The organism is Gilliamella sp. ESL0441 (genome assembly GCF_019469185.1).
GTDB lineage: Bacteria > Pseudomonadota > Gammaproteobacteria > Enterobacterales > Orbaceae > Gilliamella.
Genome location: NZ_CP048264.1, coordinates 423,660 through 449,033, shown reverse-complemented (window position 1 = coordinate 449,033; position 25,374 = coordinate 423,660). Strand labels below are relative to the sequence as shown.

At 33.5% G+C, this 25,374-nt stretch carries 20 protein-coding genes; 10 read left to right on the top strand and 10 right to left on the bottom strand.

Translation table 11 applies throughout. The features are described 5' to 3' along the window. Positions 1-117 precede the first annotated feature (117 nt). Complete coding sequence (locus GYM75_RS02065; protein WP_220216527.1) at positions 118-843, top strand: DUF4198 domain-containing protein; 726 nt, start codon at positions 118-120, stop codon at positions 841-843. Positions 844-887: 44 nt separating this feature from the next. Here GYM75_RS02065 and GYM75_RS02060 read toward each other — a convergent pair whose 3' ends face one another. Then, on the bottom strand, positions 888-2,276 hold the full coding sequence (locus GYM75_RS02060) for an MFS transporter (RefSeq protein ID WP_220216526.1): 1,389 nt from the start codon (positions 2,274-2,276) through the stop codon (positions 888-890). A 584-nt stretch (positions 2,277-2,860) separates the two neighbouring features. Between GYM75_RS02060 and pntA the strand changes: the two genes are divergently transcribed. Together pntA and pntB are read left to right on the top strand one after the other, a co-directional pair. Beyond that, a complete protein-coding gene (gene pntA / locus GYM75_RS02055; protein ID WP_220216525.1) occupies positions 2,861-4,393 on the top strand; it encodes a Re/Si-specific NAD(P)(+) transhydrogenase subunit alpha in 1,533 nt (510 codons plus the stop codon). 15 nt (positions 4,394-4,408) lie between these two features. Beyond that, a complete protein-coding gene (pntB, locus tag GYM75_RS02050) occupies positions 4,409-5,809 on the top strand; it encodes a Re/Si-specific NAD(P)(+) transhydrogenase subunit beta (protein WP_220216524.1) in 1,401 nt (466 codons plus the stop codon). A gap of 94 nt (positions 5,810-5,903) precedes the next feature. Here pntB and fabR read toward each other — a convergent pair whose 3' ends face one another. Beyond that, on the bottom strand, positions 5,904-6,548 hold the full coding sequence (gene fabR / locus GYM75_RS02045) for an HTH-type transcriptional repressor FabR (protein ID WP_220216523.1): 645 nt from the start codon (positions 6,546-6,548) through the stop codon (positions 5,904-5,906). Positions 6,549-6,589: 41 nt separating this feature from the next. Continuing rightward, positions 6,590-7,516, bottom strand: coding sequence for a DNA-binding transcriptional regulator OxyR (gene oxyR / locus GYM75_RS02040; protein ID WP_220216522.1), 927 nt, complete (start codon positions 7,514-7,516; stop codon positions 6,590-6,592). 457 nt (positions 7,517-7,973) lie between these two features. Between oxyR and pcnB the strand changes: the two genes are divergently transcribed. The 6 genes from pcnB (at position 7,974) to sppA (ending at position 16,606) form a co-directional block, all read left to right on the top strand. After that, entirely contained in the window at positions 7,974-9,311 is a 1,338-nt protein-coding gene (gene pcnB, locus GYM75_RS02035; protein WP_370632151.1) for a polynucleotide adenylyltransferase PcnB, read from the top strand. A gap of 74 nt (positions 9,312-9,385) precedes the next feature. Further along, the gene (gene lptD, locus GYM75_RS02030) at positions 9,386-11,743 is read left to right on the top strand and encodes an LPS assembly protein LptD (protein WP_220216520.1); all 2,358 of its coding nucleotides are present in this window, start codon (positions 9,386-9,388) and stop codon (positions 11,741-11,743) included. 77 nt (positions 11,744-11,820) lie between these two features. After that, positions 11,821-13,134: a peptidylprolyl isomerase SurA gene (gene surA, locus GYM75_RS02025; RefSeq protein WP_220216519.1), complete on the top strand. Its 1,314-nt coding sequence runs from the start codon at positions 11,821-11,823 to the stop codon at positions 13,132-13,134. Further along, on the top strand, positions 13,127-13,927 hold the full coding sequence (gene rsmA / locus GYM75_RS02020) for a 16S rRNA (adenine(1518)-N(6)/adenine(1519)-N(6))-dimethyltransferase RsmA (protein WP_220216518.1): 801 nt from the start codon (positions 13,127-13,129) through the stop codon (positions 13,925-13,927). The genes surA and rsmA overlap by 8 nt, the downstream gene beginning before the upstream one ends. A 1-nt stretch (position 13,928) precedes the next feature. Beyond that, positions 13,929-14,762, top strand: coding sequence for a bis(5'-nucleosyl)-tetraphosphatase (symmetrical) ApaH (gene apaH, locus GYM75_RS02015; protein ID WP_220216517.1), 834 nt, complete (start codon positions 13,929-13,931; stop codon positions 14,760-14,762). A gap of 14 nt (positions 14,763-14,776) precedes the next feature. Next, a complete protein-coding gene (gene sppA / locus GYM75_RS02010) occupies positions 14,777-16,606 on the top strand; it encodes a signal peptide peptidase SppA (RefSeq protein WP_220216516.1) in 1,830 nt (609 codons plus the stop codon). 34 nt (positions 16,607-16,640) lie between these two features. On the opposite strand, the gene GYM75_RS02005 is transcribed toward sppA, so the two are convergent. From GYM75_RS02005 to moaC, 5 genes are all read right to left on the bottom strand, one after another. Continuing rightward, positions 16,641-18,479, bottom strand: coding sequence for a sulfatase-like hydrolase/transferase (locus GYM75_RS02005; RefSeq protein ID WP_220216515.1), 1,839 nt, complete (start codon positions 18,477-18,479; stop codon positions 16,641-16,643). A 142-nt stretch (positions 18,480-18,621) separates the two neighbouring features. Next, the gene (locus tag GYM75_RS02000; protein ID WP_220216514.1) at positions 18,622-19,320 is read right to left on the bottom strand and encodes a Bax inhibitor-1/YccA family protein; all 699 of its coding nucleotides are present in this window, start codon (positions 19,318-19,320) and stop codon (positions 18,622-18,624) included. A 59-nt stretch (positions 19,321-19,379) separates the two neighbouring features. Further along, positions 19,380-19,823: a molybdopterin synthase catalytic subunit MoaE gene (gene moaE, locus GYM75_RS01995; protein WP_220216513.1), complete on the bottom strand. Its 444-nt coding sequence runs from the start codon at positions 19,821-19,823 to the stop codon at positions 19,380-19,382. Between the two features lies 1 nt (position 19,824). Continuing rightward, positions 19,825-20,070, bottom strand: coding sequence for a molybdopterin synthase sulfur carrier subunit (moaD, locus tag GYM75_RS01990; RefSeq protein ID WP_220216512.1), 246 nt, complete (start codon positions 20,068-20,070; stop codon positions 19,825-19,827). A gap of 12 nt (positions 20,071-20,082) precedes the next feature. Then, positions 20,083-20,565 carry a cyclic pyranopterin monophosphate synthase MoaC gene (gene moaC, locus GYM75_RS01985; protein WP_220216511.1) on the bottom strand — a complete coding sequence of 161 codons (483 nt, stop codon included), beginning with the start codon at positions 20,563-20,565 and terminating at the stop codon, positions 20,083-20,085. Between the two features lie 189 nt (positions 20,566-20,754). Between moaC and priA the strand changes: the two genes are divergently transcribed. Next, the gene (priA, locus tag GYM75_RS01980) at positions 20,755-22,923 is read left to right on the top strand and encodes a primosomal protein N' (RefSeq protein ID WP_220216510.1); all 2,169 of its coding nucleotides are present in this window, start codon (positions 20,755-20,757) and stop codon (positions 22,921-22,923) included. 42 nt (positions 22,924-22,965) lie between these two features. On the opposite strand, the gene GYM75_RS01975 is transcribed toward priA, so the two are convergent. Together GYM75_RS01975 and GYM75_RS01970 are read right to left on the bottom strand one after the other, a co-directional pair. Beyond that, complete coding sequence (locus tag GYM75_RS01975; protein WP_220216509.1) at positions 22,966-23,286, bottom strand: helix-hairpin-helix domain-containing protein; 321 nt, start codon at positions 23,284-23,286, stop codon at positions 22,966-22,968. Between the two features lie 160 nt (positions 23,287-23,446). Next, positions 23,447-25,297, bottom strand: coding sequence for a SurA N-terminal domain-containing protein (locus GYM75_RS01970; protein ID WP_220216508.1), 1,851 nt, complete (start codon positions 25,295-25,297; stop codon positions 23,447-23,449). Positions 25,298-25,374 lie beyond the last annotated feature (77 nt).

The following is a 25,374-nucleotide window of genomic DNA, read 5'->3' as shown; positions in this document are numbered from 1 at the left end:
TATTTTATTATCATATTAAACATTTTTTGATGATCAATAATTACACAAATAGCATTGACTTTTTTTATATCGATATGATAATGATTATCATTTTCATAAAATATAAGGAATTTTATCATGCGTAAATTATTTGTACTCATCTTATCAGGAAGTGTTATTTGTATGATATCACAATCGCTTTCTGCTCATGGTATTTGGATCGCTAATCGGGTTGATCAAAAGCAAATCGTTTTAGGTGAAGGCCCGTTAGATAATGGTTATCAAACGGAAAATGTAAAAAAGATTCATGCTTATAATGGTAATTGGACTTCTTTACCGATTAATCAAAAAAAGCATCAAAATTATGTGACCGTTGAACCGACAGAAAATACCGCTGTTGTAACGGTTAGTTTTGATTATGGTTATTGGACTAAAAATGCACAGGGTAAATATGTTAATCTTCCAATGAATAAAGTAGAAGGAGCGAGTAAAGGCACCCATGCTATTAAATACAGTGTCAATTATTTATCTTCTGTCAACGCCCCTAAACGGGTTGAAGATATTCCATTACAAATAGTACCAGCAGTTGATCCAACCCAATTAAAACGCGGTGATAATTTACTTGTAACGGTCTATAAAGATAGTCAGCCATTAACAAATACTGCTGTTATTATTGATGTCGTTAATAATTTAGATAAAACGGTTACAACTGATGATAAAGGTCAAGCGACCATTACTATTCCTAATCAAGGCTTAAATGTAGTAGGTGTCGAAATAGGTTTTCCCCTAAAAGATAGCCAACTTGCGACCCAAGAAAAATTTTTTACAACATTAGTTTTTACACTTATGCCAGAAGAAGATTAATTTAGACAATAAAAACGGGATTAAAAAATCCCGTTTTATCTTGTTTATACTTCAGCATCGACAGGTCGAGGAATAAAGAAGCTACAGAATAAGGCTAAGATTGTAATAATTAACCCAAGTAACATCCCATTAAAATAGCCCTCAACGGTATAACCACTTATCATTTGTACAGCAGGCAATAATGCAAAACTTAATCCAGCGCCTAAGTTAAAAGCTCCTGCATTCATGCCTGGCAGAAAACCTAAATTCTCTTTTGGCGATAAAACTACACCAAGACCATTTAAAATGATATTCGCCATTCCCGCATAAAAAACACCTAACGACAGAACACCAATAATTAATATTGGAAGAGAATCAATACCGTAAAACATTATGATTAATATGCTAATTACACAACCCATTAAGCCTAATTTTAGTACATTATTGTAACCTAAACTTGGGGCTAAACGTCCAGCAAATGGCCCTATCAACCACCCAATTAAGGCATAAGGTGTTAATAAAATCAGGGAAGCCCAATCAGCTTCTAAACCAAATCCGATTTCAGGATTTTGTGCTAGTGACATAACTAACCCATTAACGACGGCAAAAATCCCTGTCATCGTTAATAGTGTCGTTAATAATAGCGCCCAAGTCGCTCTGGTTTTTAAATGAACCGTGGTAACTAATGGTTGTTTGCTGACTTTTTCTGTTTTCCAAAATAAGATAAAACACATACCAGCAAAAATCGTTAGTCCAATGACTTTAATCCAATTAGCATGTGCTAAATTCCCTGCTTCATTAAGTGCTAGTAATAATGCAGCAACGGTTAGCACAATGAAGAGCACGCCTAACCAATCCATTTTCGTTCCTTCAGATGGTTTAGATTCTGAAGCATAACGATGGACAAAATAGGTTGATAATGCGGCAACAATCGCAATGACCCAAAACACCGAACGAAAACCGCAATAAGTAGCAAGTAGACCACCCGCAATTGCATCTATACCGGCAATACCGCCATTAACAGCAGTTACAATACCCATTAACATACCGTATTTTTTAACGTCTTTGACTTCATGGCTGAGCATCAGTAAACAAAGTGGAACGACTGGCCCTGATACACCTTGAATAATTCGCGCAATATATAATACAACGATATTAGGTGCTAACGCTGCAAGCACAGTACCTATTGTCATAATAAATAACATAATCGTTAATACTTTTTTACGACCTTTAATATCACTTAAACGCGGTAAAAATAATGAAAACAGTGCAGCAGAGGTAAAAAAAGCAGTTTGGGATAATCCGACTTGTGCGTCGTTGGAACCTAATTCTTTAGCGATAGTCACTAATACAGGGCTTAACATACTCGCATTGAGTTGAAATGCCATACAAGCAGCAAGCAATGCAAACATTAATGTTAGCATACTATTTTTTTTCTGGCTTAATTCGGCCATATTTTACCTCGTTAATACTTATTATTGGACAATACTTGAATTTACCTAACCACAATCATAAATTGCTATAGCTATCAATTTTTACCTTTTTATCTGTCGGTTAACTTCTCAGCCTTTATCAAACCGACATTAAAAATCCCAATGATGAAGTATCCATTGGGATAGGTTAAAATTTTATCTAGCCAGCACTATTTATCGATTTTTTATCAATTTTTCACTTAAATATTTTATAAGTTTTTTATTGAATTACTTGGTAAATATCGAGTTTTACACGATGAATCACAAGCCAACTAAACCTGTTTTCTTTCTAATAAATGCGAAGCTATCAGTAGAAGGTATAATCATTTTTTAGACAAACTAATAAATATTCTTCTTCATGTATTAGTTCACTATCAAAAAGATTTAATCACATTGGTTGCAGGATAAGTATTTTAATTTTAATTGACAGATTTAATATTCAATTATTATTAAATTTAATATTAATATTTCGATAATAAAAAATAAATTCCCTACTCGCACCGTCGCTAATTTATGCTAAAATCGAGAAACATTTACAAACTCACTTAACATAAGGATGTAACGCAATGCATATCGGTATACCTAAAGAACGGTTAGCCAATGAAGCAAGAGTTGCTGCTACACCACAAACTGTTGGACAACTGTTAAAACTTGGTTTTACAGTTTCAGTTGAACAAGGTGCTGGACATGCTGCTCATTTCGAAGACCAAGCTTTCATTGATGCTGGAGCCACAATCCAAAACACGCAAGATATTTGGCAAAATGATTTAATTTTGAAATTTCACGCACCGACTGATGAAGAAATTGCGTTGATGAAAGAAGGATTAACCCTCATTAGCTATATTTATCCTGCTCAACATAAAGATTTATTGGAAAAGCTTGCTGCCAAAAACATAACAGTATTGGCAATGGACTGTGTGCCACGTATTTCACGAGCACAATCCCTTGATGCATTAAGTTCTATGTCTAACATTGCCGGTTATCGTTCGGTGATTGAAGCAGCAAATCAATTTGGTCGTTTCTTTACAGGTCAAGTTACCGCAGCGGGTAAAGTTCCTCCTGCAAAAGTCTTAGTCATTGGTGCAGGTGTTGCCGGTCTTGCTGCAATTGGTGCAGCCGTGAGTTTAGGCGCAATTGTAAGAGCTTTTGATACTCGTCCTGAAGTGGCAGAACAAATTAATAGTATGGGCGCTGATTTTTTAGAACTCGATTTTGAAGAAGAAGCAGGTTCGGGTGATGGCTATGCTAAACAGATGTCTCCAGCCTTTATCGAAGCCGAAATGGCGTTATTTGCTGAGCAAGCCAAAGATGTAGATATCATCATTACAACCGCTCTTATTCCAGGTAAACCAGCACCTAAATTGATTTCTAAAGAAATGGTAGAGTCAATGAAACCAGGTAGTGTAATTGTGGATTTAGCAGCATTAACTGGTGGTAACTGCGAATTAACCCACCCTGGAGAAGTTTTTGAAACCGATAATAATGTTAAAATCGTCGGTTATACCGATTTAGCTAATCGTATGCCTGCTCAAGCCTCACAGCTTTATGGTACGAATATTGTTAACTTATTAAAATTACTTTCTAAAGAAAAAGACGGTAACATTGATATCAATTTTGATGATGTGGTTATTCGTGGCGTAACGGTGGTTAAAGATAAAGAAATCACCTGGCCTGCTCCACCAATTCAAGTTTCAGCTCAACCACAACAAAAAGCAGCATCGCCTATTGCTAAACCGGAACCAAAACCAATCGATCCACAAAAGAAATTTGGTATTTTAGCTTTATTAATTCTCGCCTATTTTTGGATTGCCAATTCAGTGCCAGAAAGCTTTTTAGGGCATTTCACGGTTTTTGCATTATCGTGTGTGGTTGGTTATTACGTTGTTTGGAATGTCACTCACTCTTTACATACACCACTTATGTCAGTAACAAATGCAATTTCAGGCATTATTTTAGTCGGTGCAATATTGCAAATCGGTGATGATAATGGCTTAACGACTGCCATTGCATTTGTGGCTATTTTGATTGCTAGCATCAATATTTTTGGTGGATTCTTTGTTACTCAAAGAATGCTGAAAATGTTCCAACGTGGCAAATAGAGGGGAGTATCAATAATGTTCAGTAATGGATTTATTCAAGCAGCCTATGTGATTGCTGCATTACTTTTTATATTTAGTCTACGTGGACTCTCCAATCAAGAGTCAGCAAAATCAGGCAATATTTACGGTATGATCGGTATGGGCATTGCACTTGTTGCTGCCGTTGCAAGTATTAAAGGTGGATTCCATTGGATCATCATAGCCATGATACTTGGTGCTGCGATTGGTTTATACTTAGCTAAAAAGGTCGAAATGACTCAAATGCCAGAATTGGTAGCGTTACTTCATAGCTTTGTCGGGATGGCTGCTGTACTAGTTGGTTTAAATAGCTTTTTAGATTTAAACAATTCAACACAGATATACCATGGTAGTGAACTGACCGTCCATTTGGTCGAGATTTTTATCGGTGTCTTTATCGGTGCAGTGACTTTCTCAGGTTCCATTGTTGCATTTGGCAAATTAAATGGACGCATTAGCTCTAAACCATTATCAATTCCGAATAAACACTATTGGAATTTAGCTGCGATCGTTGTTTCAATTATCCTGATGTTTACCTTTATTGATGTAAAAACAGGAACGGGAGCGCTTGTCTGCTTACTTGCCATGACAATTATTGCATTCGTATTTGGTTTCCATTTGGTAGCATCTATTGGTGGTGCAGATATGCCTGTGGTTATTTCAATGCTGAATTCCTATTCGGGTTGGGCTGCCGCAGCTGCTGGATTTATGTTAAGTAATGACTTACTAATTGTTACCGGTGCTTTAGTCGGTTCTTCTGGTGCAATTCTTTCATATATCATGTGTAAAGCGATGAATCGCTCATTTATTAGTGTTATTGCAGGCGGTTTTGGTACTGACGGTAGCACTGCGAATGCTTCTGATGAAGAACAAGGTGAATATCGTGAAATGCAACCGGCTGAAGTTGCTCAAACTTTGAAAGAAGCCCGTTCAGTAATTATCGTACCAGGTTATGGTATGGCAGTTGCTCAAGCACAAGGTGCGGTAAGCAATATTACTGAAAAACTTCGTGGTATGGGTATAGAAGTCCGTTTTGGTATTCATCCAGTTGCAGGACGTTTACCAGGTCACATGAATGTGTTATTAGCCGAAGCCAAAGTACCTTACGATATTGTATTAGAAATGGATGAAATCAATGATGACTTCCCTGATACAGATGTTGTTTGGGTAATTGGTGCTAACGATACGGTTAACCCAGCTGCTGAAGAAGATCCAAATAGCCCTATCGCAGGTATGCCAGTTCTTGAAGTTTGGAAAGCAAAAACAGTGATTATTTCTAAACGCTCAATGAATACGGGTTATGCTGGAGTACAAAATCCACTATTCTTTAAAGAAAATAGCTATATGTTATTTGGTGATGCAAAAGATAGTGTTGAAAAAGTATTACAAAATCTGTAGTAGTTGTTGATTAAATCATTTTATTTAACTGCGGTTTAGACCGCAGTTTTTTTTATAACAAAATTATAGGTATTTATTAAATTAAAAGATTGAATTAGCGATTTTCTTGTTTACTTTGTTCTTTATGATAAAGGTAATAGGCACCACGCGAAACCATACGAAGTTGAAATATCAGATCTTCGATAAGTTCTTGACGTTGAACGATGTCAAAATCAATAGCTTCAGCACCTGCATTAAAAGCAATGGTGACCATTGCTTCTGCCTGAGCTTCATTATAGTAATGAGGCATTTTATTAGCATGATCGAGATAGTCAACCAGTTCAACAATAAAGTGTTGTATTTCGCGAGCAATAGCGGAGCGAAAAGCTGATGAGGTTCCTGCTTTTTCACGTAATAGTAATAAAAAAACTTTCGGATTTTTATCAATAAATTCAATGAAGGTTGTGACAGAGGTGCGTAATACACTCCCCCCTTTTTCAATACGTTTTCGAGCTTGACGTAACAATTGACGAAGTGTCAATCCACTTTCGTCAACCATCGCTAAACCTAATTCATCCATATCTCGAAAATGGCGATAAAAAGAGGTCGCTGCTATTCCTGCTTCACGAGCAACTTCACGTAAACTTAAACTTGCAAAACCTTGTTCTGCATTTAGTTGGTTGAATGCTGCATCGATTAAGCTACGGCGAGTTTTCTCTTTTTGTTTTGCACGAACGCCACCAGATTTGCTATTTTTCATTTCAATTTTTAATGTTTTTTAATAAATTCATTCGTTATAAATCAATTCATCACGTTAAGTAATTTTTCTTTTTCGGCAAATACTTTAGGCATATGATCGCGAATTGTTTTAGCTATGGTTTCATAACGAGAACGTAATGGAGAACCAGGTCGATAAATTAGCTCAATACTTCGTGAAGGTACAGGATCAGTACAAGGTATATAACAAATATTATCACGAGTTCGCTCATTTGGTGCTGCTAACTCTGGGAATAAGGTAATGCCACGACCAGCAGAAATCATGCTACGTAATGTTTCAAGACTGGTAGCTTTGAATTGTTTATCTTCATCAATACCAACTTGGAAACAATAGCCCATTGCATGTTCACGTAAACAGTGACCATCTTCTAACATTAAAAATTTTTGTCCTTTCAAATCTGACAATTTGATCGTTTTTTGATTCGCTAACTCACTTATAGTGGGAACAGCTAAAAACATCGGCTCATCAAATAAAGGTAATTCAATAAATTGAGCTGTTTCTTTCACTTGAGCAACTATTGCACAATCAAGTTTGCCACTTTCAAGTTGAGCTACAATACTCGCTGTTTGTGCTTCATGTAAATAGAGTTCTAATTGTGGGAATGATTCATGCAACACTGTAATAACATGAGGTAATAAGTAAGGTGCGATAGTTGGTATCAAGCCGATATGCATTGGCCCAGACATCTCTTCACCTTGCCGACTCGCCATTTCTTTTAAAATTTGAATATTTCTTAGAATTTCTTTGGCTTGTTCTACTAACATCATACCAGTTTGAGTAAATAATACTTTGCGACTAGTACGCTCTAATAGCATTACACCAAGTTCATCTTCTAATTTTCTGATTTGTCCACTTAAGGTTGGTTGACTTACATTACAAGCATCAGCTGCTTTACGAAAATGGCGAAATTCAGCTAACGAAACAAAATATTCTAAATCACGAATATTCATAATGCCCCCGATAAGTTATCCGTTAATTGTATATACTCAAGTGTTTTTGGGTACTTAATTGCAGTGTTAGAATCAACGGTAAAAAATTTTTTGAAAGTGGTTTTTAACGTTTTGTCTTTTGGTGGAAATTATTGTTTCCCTACAATTAACTCAACAAAATTTAAGTATAAGTTTAAAAAATTATAATCAATTCCATGATATTACATAGATTAAAAAGAAATATAACATGCTGTTTTGATGGAATGATATTACTATATTGTACTATATAAATAAATGCTATTTTTGATAATTGTCTTTAAAAAATGATTTAGATAATTAGATAGTAACATCAGTTTTTAATATTATATAGGTAAAAAATATATAGTTCTTGTCAATAGCAAACATGGAAAGATAAATTTAATTAAGCTATACTTTAAAGTTATATCTGATTTTCAATCAAAACTTTTTGAGGTGCACTATTTTTAAACAAGTTTCCCGCTTTTATCGCAAAATGTTTGGTCATAATGATAAAAACTTAGAATCACATTATGTGTCCATTCCAAGAAATGCGCATAATATCTCTCGTAAAGATATAAGCGAGAATGCGCTTAAAGTACTTCATCGTCTAAACAAGCAAGGTTATGAGGCTTATTTGGTGGGCGGTTGTATTCGGGATCTTCTTTTAGGAAAAAAACCTAAAGACTTTGATATTGCAACAAATGCAACGCCAGAACAAGTACAAAAAATTTTCCGCAATTGTCGTTTAGTTGGAAGACGTTTTAGACTTGCACATATTATGTTCGGAAAAGAAATTATTGAAGTTGCAACGTTCCGTGGTGATCATGATAATCAAATGGAACAAAATAATATATCTAAGCGTTCACAGTCAGGTATGTTATTGCGGGATAATGTATACGGAACGATAGAACAAGATGCAATTCGTCGAGACTTTACCATGAATGCGCTCTATTACAATGTAAAAGACTTTACAATACGTGATTATTGCGGTGGTTTAAAAGATTTGCAAAACGGGATTATCCGATTAATTGGTGACCCACAAACTCGATATCGGGAAGATCCCGTTAGAATGTTAAGAACTGTGCGATTTGCAGCAAAACTTGGTATGGAAATTGATCCTGCGACGGCTGATCCCATTAAAAAGCAAGCATCACTTCTTAAAAACATACCTTCTGCTCGGCTTTTTGATGAATCGCTTAAACTATTGCAAACAGGTAATGGTTATGCAACATATTTACTTTTAAAAAAGTATAATCTATTTGAACAGCTATTCCCGCTTATTGAACGATTAATGACAACTAATCAAAATAGTTATCTGGAAAAAATTATTGAGAAAGTGCTCAAAAATACTGATTACCGTATTAATCACAATAAACGAATCAATCCGGCTTTTTTATTTGCTGCCTTTTTCTGGTATCCACTCATGGAGCAAACTCAAGTGACATGTATTGAAAGTGGATTACAATTTCACGATGCTTTTTCAATAGCTATCAATGATATTCTCAGTGAGCAATGCCGAGTAATTGCTATACCTAAGCGCTTTACATCAGTGATGGGTGACATTTGGCGATTACAGTTACGATTAAAGAAACGTGAGGGTAAACGCGCATTCGCATTATTAGAAAATCCGAAGTTCCGTGCTGCTTATGATCTTTTAGAAATGCGAGCATCTATTGAAAAAGGTGAATTACTGGAATTGGCAAAGTGGTGGGATGAATTTCAATTTGCATCGCCCGAAAAACGTATAACACTGGTAAAACAGTTGAGTAAAACATATAAACGTAGAAGCAAACGTTAATTTTTAATTCGCACTTTTATAAATAATCGCTATAATGTGTTAATCATAAAAATCATAATTATTATTAATCATTGATGAAAAAATTAACGCCTTCACTTATTGCATTAACTGTGACATTTTCTTTGTATAGCAATGTAAGTTATGCTATCGGTTTACCTAAAACTGATAGCAGTAATTCACAATGCCTATCCAACGTACCAAAGTTTAATCGACCTTTGGTAAAAGGAAACATTAACTTTATCCCTATCAATGCTGAAGCTAACAATTTTGAAGCTATTTATCCACACACCGCTATCTATCAAGGTGATGTGTCAATTGAACAGGGAAATCGCTCGGTCAGAGCTGATAAAGTTACGATAAATTCAGAAAATAATAATCGTATAATTACATTGAATGGAAATATAGATTATCAAGATAATCTGATTGAAATGAAAGGTGATTATGCAACAATCAATATTGATAACAATGACACTGAAATATCATCAAATGAATATCATCTGGTGAATCGTCTTGGGCGTGGTACTGCAGAAAAAACAAAACTAGATCAAAATCGATATGTAGTTTTAAAAAATGGTAGTTTTACATCTTGCCCAGTTGAGGATAATACTTGGAGCATTAAAGGCTCTACCGTTATTCATGATAATGAAGAACAGTTACTTGAGGCATGGAATGCAGTATTTCGTATTGGTAAAGTTCCTGTTTTATATTCGCCTTATATACAGTTGCCAACTGGTAACAAACGCCGATCAGGGCTATTAATGCCTAATATTAGTTTTACTAACAAAAATGGCATTGATTTATCTTTACCAATCTATTGGAATATAGCACCTAATTATGACGCAACCTTTAAACCAAGAATTTTAGAAAAAAGAGGCGTTCAATTAAAAACAGAATTTCGTTATTTAAATGAAATTGGTCTTGGTACAGTAGCATTTGATTGGCTACAACGTGACAGCAAGTATGATAAAGACAGACGGAAAGGATTCAACTCAAACCATTACAGAAATAATCAACATCGTTGGTTATTTTATTGGAAAAACGATGAATTAATTAATTATAATTGGCGATTAAAAGTTGATACCACTCGCGTAAGTGATAATAATTATTTGTCTGATTTGGATTCTGACTATATATCTTCTACCGCAGGCTATTTATCGCAGCTTTATCAAGTTGGTTTTAACAATGAGAATTGGGATATTACATTAAGTCAGTTGAACTTCCAAACATTTCGAGTGCATTCGAAAGATAATCTTTATCAAACTGAACCACAGTTAGACATGACTTATTATAATTATGATTTAGGACCATTTAAATTTAAAAATCACACACAAATTACTCACTTTGTTAGTAAATCAAAACGAGATCCCAAAACGTGGCGAGCTCATATCGAACCCACACTTAACTATACTTTAACTAATCCTTGGTCGTCATTATCTACTGAAGTGGGCTTTATGGCAACACACTATAATCAGGACGTGCCTCGTAATGATTATCGATATGAAGAATTGGATAAAACAGTAAATCGATTTATACCAAAATTATCCATTGATGGTAAAATTATTTTTGAACGGGATACAACATTAATTAAAGGCTATACACAGACACTAGAGCCTCGTATAAAATATATTTATATACCTTATCGAAAACAATCGAATATTTTAAATTACGATTCAACTTTACTACAATCAGATTATATTGGATTATTTCGCGATCAACCTTATAGTGGTTTAGACCGAATTCCTTCAACAAATAAAATTAGTACTGGCGTCACTACGCGGTTCTATGATAATGATAAAGTTGAAAGATTCAATTTTTCAATTGGACAAACGACTTATTTCACAAAATCACGAACGAGTGAGGATAATACAGAATTAGACAAAAACTCCGATACAGGGAGTATAACTTGGGCAGCAGATAACTTTTGGCAAATTTCTGATGATGTTATCTTTAGAGGCGGTATCCAATATGATACTCGACTCGAAACGGTATCATTAGCCAATACTATTTTAGAATACCGCCCATCGAGTAATAAATTAGTTCAAATGTCATACCGTTATGCTAATCATAACTATATCGATACTGTAGATAAGAATTCATTCTATAATGGCTATAAACAAGATATTTCTCAAGCTGGTATTATGACAACTTGGCCGTTGTCAGATACCATTACAGCAGTTGGTTCATATTATCATGATATCAAGTTAGGGCAAATGGTGGATAGCTTTGTAGGATTACACTATAGCGATTGTTGTTGGGGAGTTACTGTTCAATATGGTCGACAATTAAATGATTGGGATAGTCTTAGTCATAAAAGTAAATATGAAAACAAATTTTCAATTTACTTTGAGTTACTTGGTTTTGAACGCAAGACTGATGCAAAAGCAAAAATGTTAAGTTTCGGTAAACTACCTTATGTAACAGCATTTGAATAACTATTGTAATAAAACTGTTTAAAACAAATTTATTACTGTAATAATTAAACTATAGCGAAAAAATGAGTTAAATAAATATGAAATTATTAAAACTAATTATTGCGTTAAACTTAAGTATCAGTATTGGATTACTGACACCATTGACAGCAAGTGCAGCGCCTAAAGTTCTTGAACAAGTTGCTGCCGTTGTCAATAACAATGTCATTTTGGAAAGTGATGTTCAAGATATGTTAAGGACAATCAAAGCAAGTACTGATTCACAAAAACTTCCTGATGATAAAACCCTTAGACAACAAATTATTGATCGTTTGATTATTGAAAATCTAATCTTACAAAAAGCAGCAGTGGCTAAAATTACGGTTAGTGATGAAGATGTCACTAATGCTATCAGCCAAATTGCCAGAGATAACGGTATGAGTCTCAATGAATTACGAAGTAAATTGTCTAGTATGGGAATCAGTTATGCGAGTTATCGTGAACGTATTCATAGTGATATGTTAATTGATCAAATCAGAATGAATGAAGTCAGACAGCGAATTAATATTTCTGAAAAAGAAGTGGATAATTTTACAAAAAATATTAATGAACAAATGACAAATAATATTGATGTAAAATTGAGTCACATTTTGATATCTATTCCGGAAAAAGCATCTAAAGAACAAGTTGATCAAGCAACTGAAAAAGCAAAAGATGTCATAGCTCAAGCTAAACAAGGTGAAAATTTTGCCAAACTTGCTACTACCTATTCAAAAGATGATCTCGCTTTGAAAGGTGGAAATATGGGGTGGCGAAAACTTAATACATTACCAACAATTTTTGAAGAACGTTTAATACGCGCACCTAAGGGAAGTATAATTGGTCCAATTCGTTCTGGTGTTGGGTTACACATTTTGAAAGTAGAAGATACCAAAACTGAAAAACCTAAAAAGATTACCGTTCAAGAGTTTGATGCTCGCCATATATTGATTAAAACAAATGTATTAGTTACCGACCAAGTTGCTAAACAAAAATTAATGGATATTCGAAAAGCCATTGAGAGTGGTGAAACAACATTTGAAAAAGCAGCTAAAACTTACTCCGAAGATTTAGGTTCAGCCGATAAAGGTGGTAATCTTGGTTGGAATGTTCCGGATCGTTTTGATCCTGGTTTCAAAAATGGATTACTCAAACTTAAAAAAGGTCAAATCAGTCAGCCTATCAAATCGGCTTACGGTTGGCATTTAATTCAATTAATTGATACTCGAATGGCAGATAAAACCGAAGCAGCTAAAAAAGATCATGCTTATCGCCTAATATTTAACCGTAAATTTGCTGAAGAAGCACAAATATGGATGCAAGAATTAAAAGGTGACGCATATATCAGAATTACAGGTGAAGGCAAGAATGAATAATCGAGTTCACCAAGGACATTTCGCCCGAAAAAGATTCGGGCAAAACTTTTTGCATGATGACTATATTATTGAAAGTATCGTTTCTGCCATACAACCAACAAAAGATCAGGCTTTGGTTGAAATTGGGCCAGGGCTTGCCGCATTAACGATACCTGTAAGTGAACAGCTTGATCATCTTACTGTTATCGAAATTGACCGTGATTTAGCTGAAAGACTTAAACAAAATCCTCTTTTAAATAATAAGCTCACTATTATAGAGCAAGATGCACTCACATTTGACTTTTATAAACTTGCCGATGAGTTAGGCAAGCCATTAAGAGTATTTGGTAATCTACCTTATAATATTTCCACGCCTTTAATGTTTCATCTTTTTGAATACGCAAATAAGATTGTTGATATGCATTTTATGTTGCAAAAAGAGGTGGTAACTCGTTTGGTCGCTGCGCCAAACAGCAAAGATTATGGTAGATTAAGTGTGATGGCACAATATTATTGCCAAATTATACCTGTTTTAGAAGTGCCTCCAACATCTTTTAAACCTGCACCTAAAGTTGATTCGGCTGTAGTTAAATTAATCCCTTATCAAGAAAAACCTTACAAGGTAAGCGATGTTAAAGTACTTTCACGTATAACAACTGAAGCTTTTAATCAAAGACGTAAAACCATTCGTAATAGCTTAAGTAATATGTTCACTGTAGAGCAATTAGTTGCATTAGATATTGCTCCCTCTTTACGTGCTGAAAATTTAACTGTTGAACAGTATTGTATTCTGGCTAATTCTTGGAAAGAATAACATGGCAAACCTACTTGTCGGCGATATCCACGGTTGTTATGATGAATTTATGCGTTTGCTTGAAAAAGCTAAGTTTTCATCATCTGATACATTATGGCTTACTGGTGATCTTGTCGCAAGAGGTTCTAATTCACTTGAAGTGTTGAGATTTGTTAAACATAATTCTCAACAAATCCGGTTAGTATTAGGAAATCATGATCTTCATTTGTTATCTATTTATGCAGGTATTACCCTTCCCAAGAAAAAAGATAATCTAGATGATGTTATTAATGCACACGATTATGATGAATTAATGAATTGGTTACGTAGGCAACCATTGGTTCAAATTGATGATTCTTTGAAGCTGATTATGACTCATGCAGGTATTACCCCACAATGGGATATGGAAACATTAAAAAAGTGTGCTTATGATTTAAACGTCATCTTATCGAGTGATTCATATCCTCTTTTTTTAGATAAAATGTATGGTAATTTTCCAGATGAATGGTCAACTAACTTACAAGGATTTGATCGCCTTCGTTTTGCGGCAAATGCATTAACTCGAATGCGTTTTTGTTATGAAGATGGTCGATTGGATTTTTATTATAAAAGATTACCTGAACAAGTGCCGGCAAAACTAAAACCATGGTTTTTAATACCAAGTAAAATCTCGCCTGAATATAGTATTGCTTTTGGTCACTGGGCAGCTTTAAACGGTAAGGGTACCCCAGAAAATATCTATGCATTAGATACAGGTTGTTGCTGGGGAGGAAAATTAACTTGTTTACGATTTGAAGATAAAAAATATTTCAAAAAAAGAAATATTGAAGCCAAGAAGTTAGATAAACTACTATAAAAGGATCATTTATTATGTCTGTTTTATCTGTCGTTAAATCCGTGTGGAAAGCTATCAATTTATTTAGAGAAATCTTTCTTAACATTATATTTTTACTTTTTATTCTTTTAATTTTTAGCTGTATAGCGTTGTTTAAAGACGCACATAAAAAAGATATCCTTCCACAATATGGTACGTTAGTATTAGATCTGGAAGGAACGATTGTCGATACAACTAGTTATAATGATAATATTTATGCACTACAAAATAAAATTTATGGTAAAAGAATAAATTTATCGCGTGAAAACAGTTTATTTGTATTAACTCAAAAAATTGATCAAGCCGCCACCGATCCTAACATTGAAAATATGGTATTAAAGTTAGATAATTTTGTTGGTGCTGATATAAGTTCACTTCAATATGTAGGTAAATATCTAAATAAATTCAAGAACAATAACAAATCTATTTTAGCTATTGGTTCAAATTTCAATCAAAGTCAATATTACTTAGCAAGTTATGCCAATAAAATTTATTTAACGCCACAAGGCTCGGTAAATGTTTATGGGCTTGCTGCTAATAATCTGTATTATAAAACACTGCTCGACAAGTTAAAAATTAATACTCATGTTTTCCGAGTCGGTACTTATAAATCGGCAATTGAGCCATTTATTCGTGATGATATGTCAGAAGAAGCAAGAAGTAATGCGACTCGATGGCTGGTACTAATGTGGAATAATTATCTAGATGATATTTCTGCTGGACGAAAAAAAGCAGCGACTCAACTCGTACCAAGTCCAGAAAAAATGTTATCTGAGCTAAAAGCCGTTAATGGTAATATGGGACAATATGCATTATCCAATGGTTTAATAGATTCTATCGTATCGAATTATCAATTCGAACAAGAATTAAAAAGTAAAAATACTATAAGCATCTATGATTATCAATTGAAACAAGAAAATGATGAATTAGATGTTAAAAATAGTAATAAACCTCTTATATCCGTTGTCTTTGTCAATGGTACTATTTCTGATGGTGAAAGCAGTAACAACATAGCTGGAAGCCAAGATATTGTTGATCAGCTTAAATCAATTCGAGAAAATTTGGCAAATGAGAATATTCAAGCCGTTGTTTTACGTGTTAATAGTCCAGGTGGAAGTGTCGATGCTTCTGAAGCAATTCGCAGTGAATTAGAAGCGTTACGTGATTATCAAATACCAGTAGTTGTTTCAATGGGAAATATGGCTGCCTCAGGTGGTTATTGGATATCATCAGCGGCTGATTATATAGTGGCTAGCCCAAACACTATAACAGGATCTATCGGTATTTTTGGTATTATCCCTACATTTGAAAATTCACTTTCTCATATTGGTGTCTATAGTGATGGAGTATCAACATCACCACTAGCAAGTAATAATTTTGCTGAAGACTTACCAGACGAAATGAATCAACTTATTCAACTGAATATTGATAATGGTTATAATACTTTTATCTCGTTAGTTGCAAAATCTCGAAATATGACTCCCGAACAAGTAGACAAAATTGGGCAAGGTCAAGTATGGTTAGGCTCAGAAGCAAATAAAATTGGTTTAGTTGATAAGTTAGGTGATTTCGATGATGCCGTTGAAATGGCTGCAACATTAGCAAATCTGACTGACTATCGAATTGATTGGCAAGAACCGGAAATGAATTGGTTTAGTGCGTTTTATTCAGATATGATTGCTATGCTACCAAAATCAACTGCCGAAGTCTTGTTTGAAAAATTACCAGAAGTAAAACAACTCCAACAACACATATCTTTATGGGATAAATTTACAGACAAACAAAATCGCTATATATATTGTTTGAATTGTGCTGATGTGCGTTAAATGAAAATGCCACCGATTGGTGGCATCATTTTGATCACTGTTTACCTTCCTGATAAAAATATCGCATCTTATTCATTGCATCATGTATATACTGATAATTTGGTGTCTCATCAATTTCATGATTATGAGAATCCATATAATGGCTAATACCTATTCGATTAACGAAGTAAATTTTGTCTAATGTTCTCACTGCATAAGAGCTATAATTTGACATTAATAACCAATTACGATCTGTGATTGGGCTAAATAAATCATACCCTGTTGAATAGTCAGATATATCATTTTCAACATGTAAATAATGTTTCATTAGTGAAGGTACAACATCTTCATGACTAGTCAATCGCTGACTATTAACCTGAAGGTTTTTTAAATCTTTAGCTCCCACAATGATAAAAGGTACTTTCGTTTGTGCATCGGTATAATTACCATTATGTCCCCAAAAACCAAGTTTATTATCATTTATTTCTTGAGAATGATCGCCTGTAATAATGATTATTGTATTATTGAGTGTTCCTGATCTTTCAAGTTCATCATAAATATTTTGCATTAAATAGTCGTCATAATATACGCTTTGTTTATAACGATTAAGAATCGGAAGTGGATCAGTATTATTATTCAATGTTAAATAATTTATATCACCGACTGGTTTGTATTTCACTTCGAAGTCATCAGGAAAATCATAACCATGAGGAGCATCATAGAATAAAAAGGAGAAAGTTGGTTTAGATTCATCTCGATTTTTATACCATGTTAACCAATCATCCGTCATTTGCTTATCACGATTTGAAGGAGAACCATTTTTACTGCTAATTCTCAAATTTTCAATAGTGACAAATGCCGTTCGGTCAAACTCAGGAGAAGATACTTTTGCCGATGTAAAAATACCAATATTATAATTTTGTTTTTGTAAAGTTGTAATAAAAAGAGAAGGTATACTGTTACGTAAAAAAGTATCCCAATAAGTACCAGGAATGCCATAAAATAAACCAAATATTCCAGTACGAGTAGCATTTCCAGTTGAATAATGGTGATCAAAAATAACACCATTGTTTTCTTTTACAAATCGAAATGTATTAGGTGAATTATCTTCATTGAAAGTATCGTATCGCCATGAATCAAGTACGATAAACATGATATTCATATTTTGTTTATTTTCGGGATTAATCACTAAATCATTTTTAGGATAAAAAATACTGGCATTAGTATTAAAATTAACGTTTTGATTAACTACTTTACGTTCACCTTCTTTATCAAAAAATCCCATAATTTTTTTTGAAGTAAAAGGACGATAAAGAGGAATATACTCTTTAATGACCATAATAGGAGAATAAGCATAATAAAAAGCCACCATGTGTACTAAATGACTCATTAAAATGGATCCTAATAGAGTTAATGTAGTGAACAAAACAATTCGAGTTTTCTTCTCTGAATTATTGACGATAGCCATTCTTTTATCTAAAAAACGCAATATCAATAATTCTATACAAAAAACAACCATTACAAGTGCAAACATTAAAAGATAAGTAATAGCCGAAAAGTCTACGACTTGTCCAGAAAATACTAATGAAATAACTGATTGATTGATATGAAAACGATATTGTTGGAAAACAATGGTATCACAAAATAACAATATCTGACCAAAGCTTAACAACAAAGCTACAACAATATTAAACAAACAATTTTTTAGCCAAAGTAAAGTAAGAAGTATCAGAAAAATTAAGAGGTATAATGAGAAAAAATGCCCTAGTACAGCAAAAAGAGAAAACAAACCGCTTAACCAAGAAAACGAAACTCCTGAAACTAAAAAATATCTTATTGCAATTAAAGATGATATAAACGTATTGATTAAAATAAATGTATATAATTTTTTCATAACAAATTGATAAATAAATATTTAAACCATATATCAATCAGATAATATAGTAATTAATACTTAAAAAATTCCTTTTATTGAAAGTTAGAACACAGGAATAAAAAATAGGGGCTCTAAAGAGCCCCTTATTCTTTAAATGAATTTATCGACGATCTGCAAAAATTCTTAATAACATAATAAATAAATTGATGAAATCAAGATAAAGTGTTAATGCACCTAAAATAACAAAACGTCTAAACTCGTTTTGATCATCTTGTGATATATTTTCACCTAACTCTTTTAATTTTTGAGTATCATACGCTGTTAACCCTGCAAAAACAAAAACACCAATATAGGTAACTGCCCACATCAATGGTTCACTTTTTAAAAATATGTTAACGATAGAAGCAATAACTATACCAATTAATCCCATAAATAGAAAACGCCCAAAACCGGATAAATCACGTTTTGTCGTATAGCCATAAAATGCAAGTGCACCGAACATACCAGCTGTGATAAAAAATACACTTGCAATTGAAGATGAAGTATAAACTTTAAAATAAATAGAGAATGTACAACCATTTAAAACTGAATACAGCATAAATAATGTTGTCGCTGCCGCACCAGATAAACGATTTATCAAACCAGAAATAACAAACACTAATCCGAGTTCAGCAATCAACAAAACCCACATCATGTTATATAGTACATTTAGAAGCTGTGTATTTGTCGATGCATACCACGCAATAATTGCCGTTAAAAGCAAACCGACCGTCATCCATCCATAGACATGACTCATATATGTTTGTACACGGCTACCAGACTGTTCAATAATTGAACCATTAGGAGTATATCCTGCCATTCCTTACCTCTCATTAAAAATTAATTGAAATAACGCTACTATTATATAGTAAATAGTAATTAATACCATTTTTTCAATGCATCAACATCAGATTTTTTTGCTTCAACCCAATTATTACCATTAATAGTATTTTCTTTCTTCCAAAATGGCGCTTCATTTTTTAATATATCCATAATAAACTCAGCCGCAGCAAATGCATCTGAGCGATGTGCACTACTCACGCCCACGAACACAATTTTTTCATTGGTCTTAATTTCACCCACTCGGTGAATGACAGCGACTCGACTCAATTGCCAACGTTGTCTAGCTTGAACAACAATATTGTTTATTACCTTTTCTGTCATTCCCGCATAATGCTCCAAATAAAGTCCAGAGATCTTTTTTTCTGCACTACGAACTTTACCAATAAATGTCACTACAGCGCCATCTTGTGGTAATTCAGAAAGCCAGTTAATCATTTCATTAGTATTAATCAATTCATCGTCAATTTTAATTAGATCCATTTTATCCTCCCGTTACGGGCGGGAAAAATGCAATTTCATCGCCTGATTGAATAATATAGTTAACATCAGCGAATGTTTGATTCACTGCACATAATACTGTTTTTTCTTTTAAAGCCAATGCCCACTTATCCCCGCGTTGACTTAGTTGTTCAATAAGTTCGGAAATAGACCATTGTTCGGCATTTACTTCAATAGTATCTGTTCCAACTAACTCTCTGGTTTGAGCAAAAAAAATAATTTTATTCATGATTTTCTATTTCTATGTTTCTGCAACAAAATCATCGGATTTTCCACCGGTTTTTGATAGCAACCTTACTTGTGTTATTACCATATCTTTCTGTACAGCTTTACACATATCATAAATGGTTAATGCGGCAACCGAGGCAGCAACTAACGCTTCCATTTCAACGCCGGTTTGCCCATTTAATCGGCAAAAAGATTCAATTCTTATACAACTATTATCGATATCTGCTTGAATATTGATCTCAATTTTAGTTAATAATAATGGATGACATAAAGGAATGAGATCCCAAGTCTTTTTTGCAGCTTGAATCCCGGCAATTCGGGCTGTTGCAAAAACATCACCTTTATGATGTTTTCCTTGAAGGATCATATTTAATGTTTTTTCATTCATTAAAATTATTGACTCTGCTTTTGCTTCTCGCGTTGTTATTTCTTTTGCTGAGACATCAACCATGTGCGCATCACCACGCTGATTAATATGTGAAAATATCTCTGACATATTTTATTCCTTTTATAGTCATAAAAAATCCGATAAGATCAAGATAACAAATTTTACAACTTGAAACCACTTTTCAATTTTGATAAATATTCTTTATATATCAAAATTAGATTTCATGGCGTAGCTTTTGCGAGTTTATTCAATTTTACGTACAATACGAATTTAATTTAACCATTGATGTGATTTTTCATGCTTATCGCTCATGTAGCTTTACCTGTACCATTACACCAACTTTATGATTATCAATTAACTATGCCTGCTCAAATTGGTATGCGGGTCAAGGTTCCTTTTGGGTATCGTGATGCTATTGGTATTATTGTTAGTATCGATAAACATACCGATATTGATATTAATCATTTGAAATCCATAAAATCAATTGTTGATGAAACACCCGTATTTAATGATTCAATATGGCAATTATTAAATTGGGCTGCAAGTTATTATCATTACCCAATAGGTGAGGTGTTATTCCATGCTTTACCCATTTTATTAAGACAAGGGCGAGCAGCAAGTAAAGATGAAATTAAGAGATGGCAATTAACTGAGCTTGGTAATGAGTTCAATATTGACTCAATGCCTCGTGCAACCAAACAAAAACAACTATTATTAGCCTTAAAAAATAATACGCTACAAGAAACCGACTTCAATTCAGCTGTCTATCTTGCATTACAGAAAAAACAGTTAATAGAACAAGTCCGTTGTTTACCAGAAAGTAATGAATGGCAAACTTGCTATACAACAAATACAACGTCAATTGAACTCAATGCACAGCAATCAAATGCCATACAAAGCGTCAATGAACAGTTAAATAGTTTTAACGTATTTCTATTAGAGGGAGTAACTGGCTCAGGTAAAACCGAAGTTTATTTAAATATTTTATCTTCTGTATTATCAATAGGTAAACAGGCACTGGTTTTAGTACCTGAAATTAGTCTGACACCACAAACAATTGCACGATTTAAACAACGATTCAATGCACCGATTGATATATTACACTCTGGATTATCTGCTAAAGAAAGACTTAGCGTATGGTTAAGAAGTCGAAATGGTGAAAATGCCATTGTCGTTGGAACCCGATCATCACTTTTTACACCATTTAAAGATTTAGGTATCATTATTATCGATGAGGAACATGATAGCTCTTATAAACAACAAGAAGGTTGGCGCTATCATGCCCGAGATTTGGCAATAATCCGAGCCAAAATTGAAAATGTACCAATTTTGTTAGGTTCTGCAACGCCTTCCCTTGAAACGCTCAAAAATGCTTTCTATCACAAATATCAGTTACTACAGCTTACAGAAAGAGCGGGTAATGCAACGTTGGCTAAACAGTCTATTTTAGATATTCGAGGCTTAACGCTTGAAGCGGGGCTATCAAAGCCATTAATTGAGCAGATACAGAAACATTTAACTAATAATAATCAAGTCATGCTCTTTTTAAACCGACGTGGTTTTTCTCCATTATTGATTTGTCATGACTGTGGTTGGATTGCAGAATGTCCTCGTTGTGACAGACCCTATACATATCATCATAAACAGCATAAATTAAGTTGCCACCATTGCGATACACCACGAGCTGTTCCTCAACAATGCCCTAAATGTGGCTCGACTCATCTTGTACCAATTGGATTTGGGACAGAACAGCTGGAAAAAAAGCTCGAAGTTTTATTCCCCAATATTAAAATTAGTCGCATTGACCGCGATACAGTCAGTAAAAAAGACGCGTTGAATAATTATTTAAATGATATTCATCAAGGTGGTGCTCATATCTTGGTTGGTACTCAAATTTTAGCAAAAGGGCATCATTTTCCTGATGTTACCTTGGTCGGAATTATCGATGTAGATGGCGCTTTATTTTCAAGTGATTTTAGAGCGACCGAAAGATTCGCTCAAATTTATACTCAAGTTTCTGGTCGTGCAGGTCGTGAAAAAAAAGCAGGTGAAGTTATTTTACAGACTTATCATCCAGATCATCCTCTTCTTAATATTTTATTAAATGAAGGATATCAGAAATTTGCAAGCGTAACGCTACAAGAACGTCAAATAACGCAGTTACCTCCTTTTAGCTATCAAGTACTGATCCGTGCAGCGGATCGTAATAATCGTTATGCACCCATTTTTTTACAAAAAATTCATGATTGGCTAAAAGTAAACTGTGATTCAGGTTTATGGCAACTTGGCCCGATGCCTGCAAATCAGGCCAAAAAAGCAGACTACCATCGATGGCAATTACTTTTACAGCATAATAATCGAACCTTACTTCAACAAATATTGGATGAGTTACTCATTATTATTCTAAATTGGAATGAAAGTTCAAGAGTTAGATGGAATATCGATGTAGATCCCGTTGAAGCTTAACTCAAAAATTTCCACCAATCAAAATTGGTGGAATATACATGATTATAATGTTATTTTTCCTGCATTTTTATCTAATGTCGCTTGACCTATACCCGATACTTCTTTAAGTTGTTCTATCGAAACAAATGGACCATATTTTTCACGGTATTCAACAATTTTTATGGCTTTACTTTTACCTATTCCTGTTAATATCTTCGTTAATTCTTCTGCCGTTGCCGTGTTTATATTTACCTGAATAATTTGCTTTTGTTCTTGTTTAACTGATTCTTGTTTCGTTGTTTCTACTGTAGAAGAATCAGCCAAAGACATTGTTGAAAAAGCAAGTGTGGATAATAAAATTGATAATAGTGAAAATAACTTCATTTAATTAACCTCTAAAATAGTTACGCAACAAATTTGCGTTATCACTATCTCAGAAACATAACTAAAAAAAATTTATATAGCATAAAAATGAGAAAAGCCACGTAAGTGGCTTTTAATGTTAACATCCTTTTCTCAAATTATTCGAGATACGTCACACATTTTAATTTGGCATAATCTCAATTTTAGCTTGAGAACGAATATCGTCTGTTAATGAAAAATAAGTATTTTGGAATAACATCGGTAATAAACTTGATGAAATATCAGTTTGTTCTTGTGAATTTATCACATCCGTTAATACGGCAATATAAGCATTTTTACTGTTGATATATTCTACGCCATATACGCGTTTGTTCGTTACAGAAGGGACGAGATTAAATACCATATCAACAACTTTTTTATCAAGTTCAGTTGAGTTTCTATTTAACGTATAATTTTGAGTGAACTGAATATTAGGCGAATTCCCTTTTTCATTTAATTCTTTAACAATTCCATCTACTTTTGAATTAAAACGCTCTTCTAAAATATTATTATAAAGTTTACTGTGAATTTCATCTTTTACTTCATCAAAGGTTGCAATACCTTCAGGTTTATAGTCAATGACTTGTATAACAAAATCAGACATACCCATGTCTCGACCAACAGGTATCATATCGGAAACTTTATTTGTCGCTTTACCTTCTTCAATCATTTCGTTTCCAAAAGCAACATCTTTTAATTCAGGATAACGTAAAATAGAATTAGGATCATTATAATAAGTCCAATCTGATTCTTTAACTATCAGACCGGCTTCTTTTGCAATAGCATCAAGATCGTTCGGCTGATTACTTAGTGCTGAAATAATTTTGTTTTCTTTGTTTTCGAAAGCATGATTTACTCGTTCATTCATTAATTTTGATTTGATATCAAATTTTGCATAATCAAAATCCATGGTTTTCGCTTCTTGTAAATCATCTAATTTCACGATTAAATAACCACCATTAACCGCTATAGGTTTAGATATCTCTCCAACTTTTTGTAAATTGGCATCCTTAAACTCTTGTGGTAAAGAATCATCATCAGCAAACCAACCTAATGAACCATTTTTGCCATAAGGTGATTCATTATCTTTATTCTGATCAATATTTTTTATTACCGTTGCAAATTCTGCCCCCGTAGAAAGATCTTTTATGATATCTTCAGCTTGATTTTGATTTGTTACAAAAATAACACTAAATGATTTTTTTGCTGGGAATGTATAATCTTTAATATGTGAATTATATTCTTGTTTTACTAAATCATCAGTAATTTCAGCTTCATTTAAATAATCTTGTTTAGCATTAACAATATATTTAAATTTAACTCTTTCTTTTTTGAAGAATAAATTTTTATTTTCATCATAATACTTTTGTTCTTCTTCGGTTGAAATTTTTACATCATCCATATTGATTATTGAAGAATTAATTGGAGAAACATAAACTTTTCTTGTTTGATTTTCTAGTAACGATACTTCAGAATCAACGGGTAAAGAAAATTCACTATAAACAAGCGTATTCATTAATTGTTGTTGTTGTAAAAGTGTTCTTAAATTTTCAGCATAACTATCGGGTGTATATCCATTTGCCGCAAGTGTATTCAAATATTTCTGATTATTAAATTTACCGTTTTCAAAAAACACTTTTTCTTTGCTTATCGTTTCTTTAATTTTAGCATCGCTAACATGGATATTTAGATCCTTTGCTAATTTATAGGCTAAATAATTATCAATTAGACCTGAGAGTACTTCTTGACGAATTTGGTTAATGAAAGCACTATCACCCATCGCTCTGGATGTTTGTTGTTTTGCTATTGCTTCGAATTGAGCTCGACTTATCCCCTCTCCGTCGACTTTAGCAACATACAATTGTTCATCTCGTACGCTATTACCACCAAAACCAAAATAACCAACACCTGTGAATATAAAACTGATGATGATTATTGCAAAAATAATTTTAACAGCTACATGATTTGCCGCTGCTCGGATTGTTTCCATCATTTCTTACGATTCTCCATAAAATAACGTTGAATCTTGCAAGTATAGCATAATTAGTAAAATAGGCTATTATCAGAATG

What these genes read in the sequence shown, in the direction of transcription:
- GYM75_RS02065 (WP_220216527.1), top strand. Translation starts at nt 118, where the DNA reads ATGCGTAAATTATTTGTACTCATCTTATCAGGAAGTGTTATTTGTATG.
- GYM75_RS02060 (WP_220216526.1), bottom strand. Translation starts at nt 2,276, where the DNA reads ATGGCCGAATTAAGCCAGAAAAAAAATAGTATGCTAACATTAATGTTT.
- pntA (WP_220216525.1), top strand. Translation starts at nt 2,861, where the DNA reads ATGCATATCGGTATACCTAAAGAACGGTTAGCCAATGAAGCAAGAGTT.
- pntB (WP_220216524.1), top strand. Translation starts at nt 4,409, where the DNA reads ATGTTCAGTAATGGATTTATTCAAGCAGCCTATGTGATTGCTGCATTA.
- fabR (WP_220216523.1), bottom strand. Translation starts at nt 6,548, where the DNA reads ATGAAAAATAGCAAATCTGGTGGCGTTCGTGCAAAACAAAAAGAGAAA.
- oxyR (WP_220216522.1), bottom strand. Translation starts at nt 7,516, where the DNA reads ATGAATATTCGTGATTTAGAATATTTTGTTTCGTTAGCTGAATTTCGC.
- lptD (WP_220216520.1), top strand. Translation starts at nt 9,386, where the DNA reads ATGAAAAAATTAACGCCTTCACTTATTGCATTAACTGTGACATTTTCT.
- surA (WP_220216519.1), top strand. Translation starts at nt 11,821, where the DNA reads ATGAAATTATTAAAACTAATTATTGCGTTAAACTTAAGTATCAGTATT.
- rsmA (WP_220216518.1), top strand. Translation starts at nt 13,127, where the DNA reads ATGAATAATCGAGTTCACCAAGGACATTTCGCCCGAAAAAGATTCGGG.
- apaH (WP_220216517.1), top strand. Translation starts at nt 13,929, where the DNA reads ATGGCAAACCTACTTGTCGGCGATATCCACGGTTGTTATGATGAATTT.
- sppA (WP_220216516.1), top strand. Translation starts at nt 14,777, where the DNA reads ATGTCTGTTTTATCTGTCGTTAAATCCGTGTGGAAAGCTATCAATTTA.
- GYM75_RS02005 (WP_220216515.1), bottom strand. Translation starts at nt 18,479, where the DNA reads ATGAAAAAATTATATACATTTATTTTAATCAATACGTTTATATCATCT.
- GYM75_RS02000 (WP_220216514.1), bottom strand. Translation starts at nt 19,320, where the DNA reads ATGGCAGGATATACTCCTAATGGTTCAATTATTGAACAGTCTGGTAGC.
- moaE (WP_220216513.1), bottom strand. Translation starts at nt 19,823, where the DNA reads ATGGATCTAATTAAAATTGACGATGAATTGATTAATACTAATGAAATG.
- moaD (WP_220216512.1), bottom strand. Translation starts at nt 20,070, where the DNA reads ATGAATAAAATTATTTTTTTTGCTCAAACCAGAGAGTTAGTTGGAACA.
- moaC (WP_220216511.1), bottom strand. Translation starts at nt 20,565, where the DNA reads ATGTCAGAGATATTTTCACATATTAATCAGCGTGGTGATGCGCACATG.
- priA (WP_220216510.1), top strand. Translation starts at nt 20,755, where the DNA reads ATGCTTATCGCTCATGTAGCTTTACCTGTACCATTACACCAACTTTAT.
- GYM75_RS01975 (WP_220216509.1), bottom strand. Translation starts at nt 23,286, where the DNA reads ATGAAGTTATTTTCACTATTATCAATTTTATTATCCACACTTGCTTTT.
- GYM75_RS01970 (WP_220216508.1), bottom strand. Translation starts at nt 25,297, where the DNA reads ATGATGGAAACAATCCGAGCAGCGGCAAATCATGTAGCTGTTAAAATT.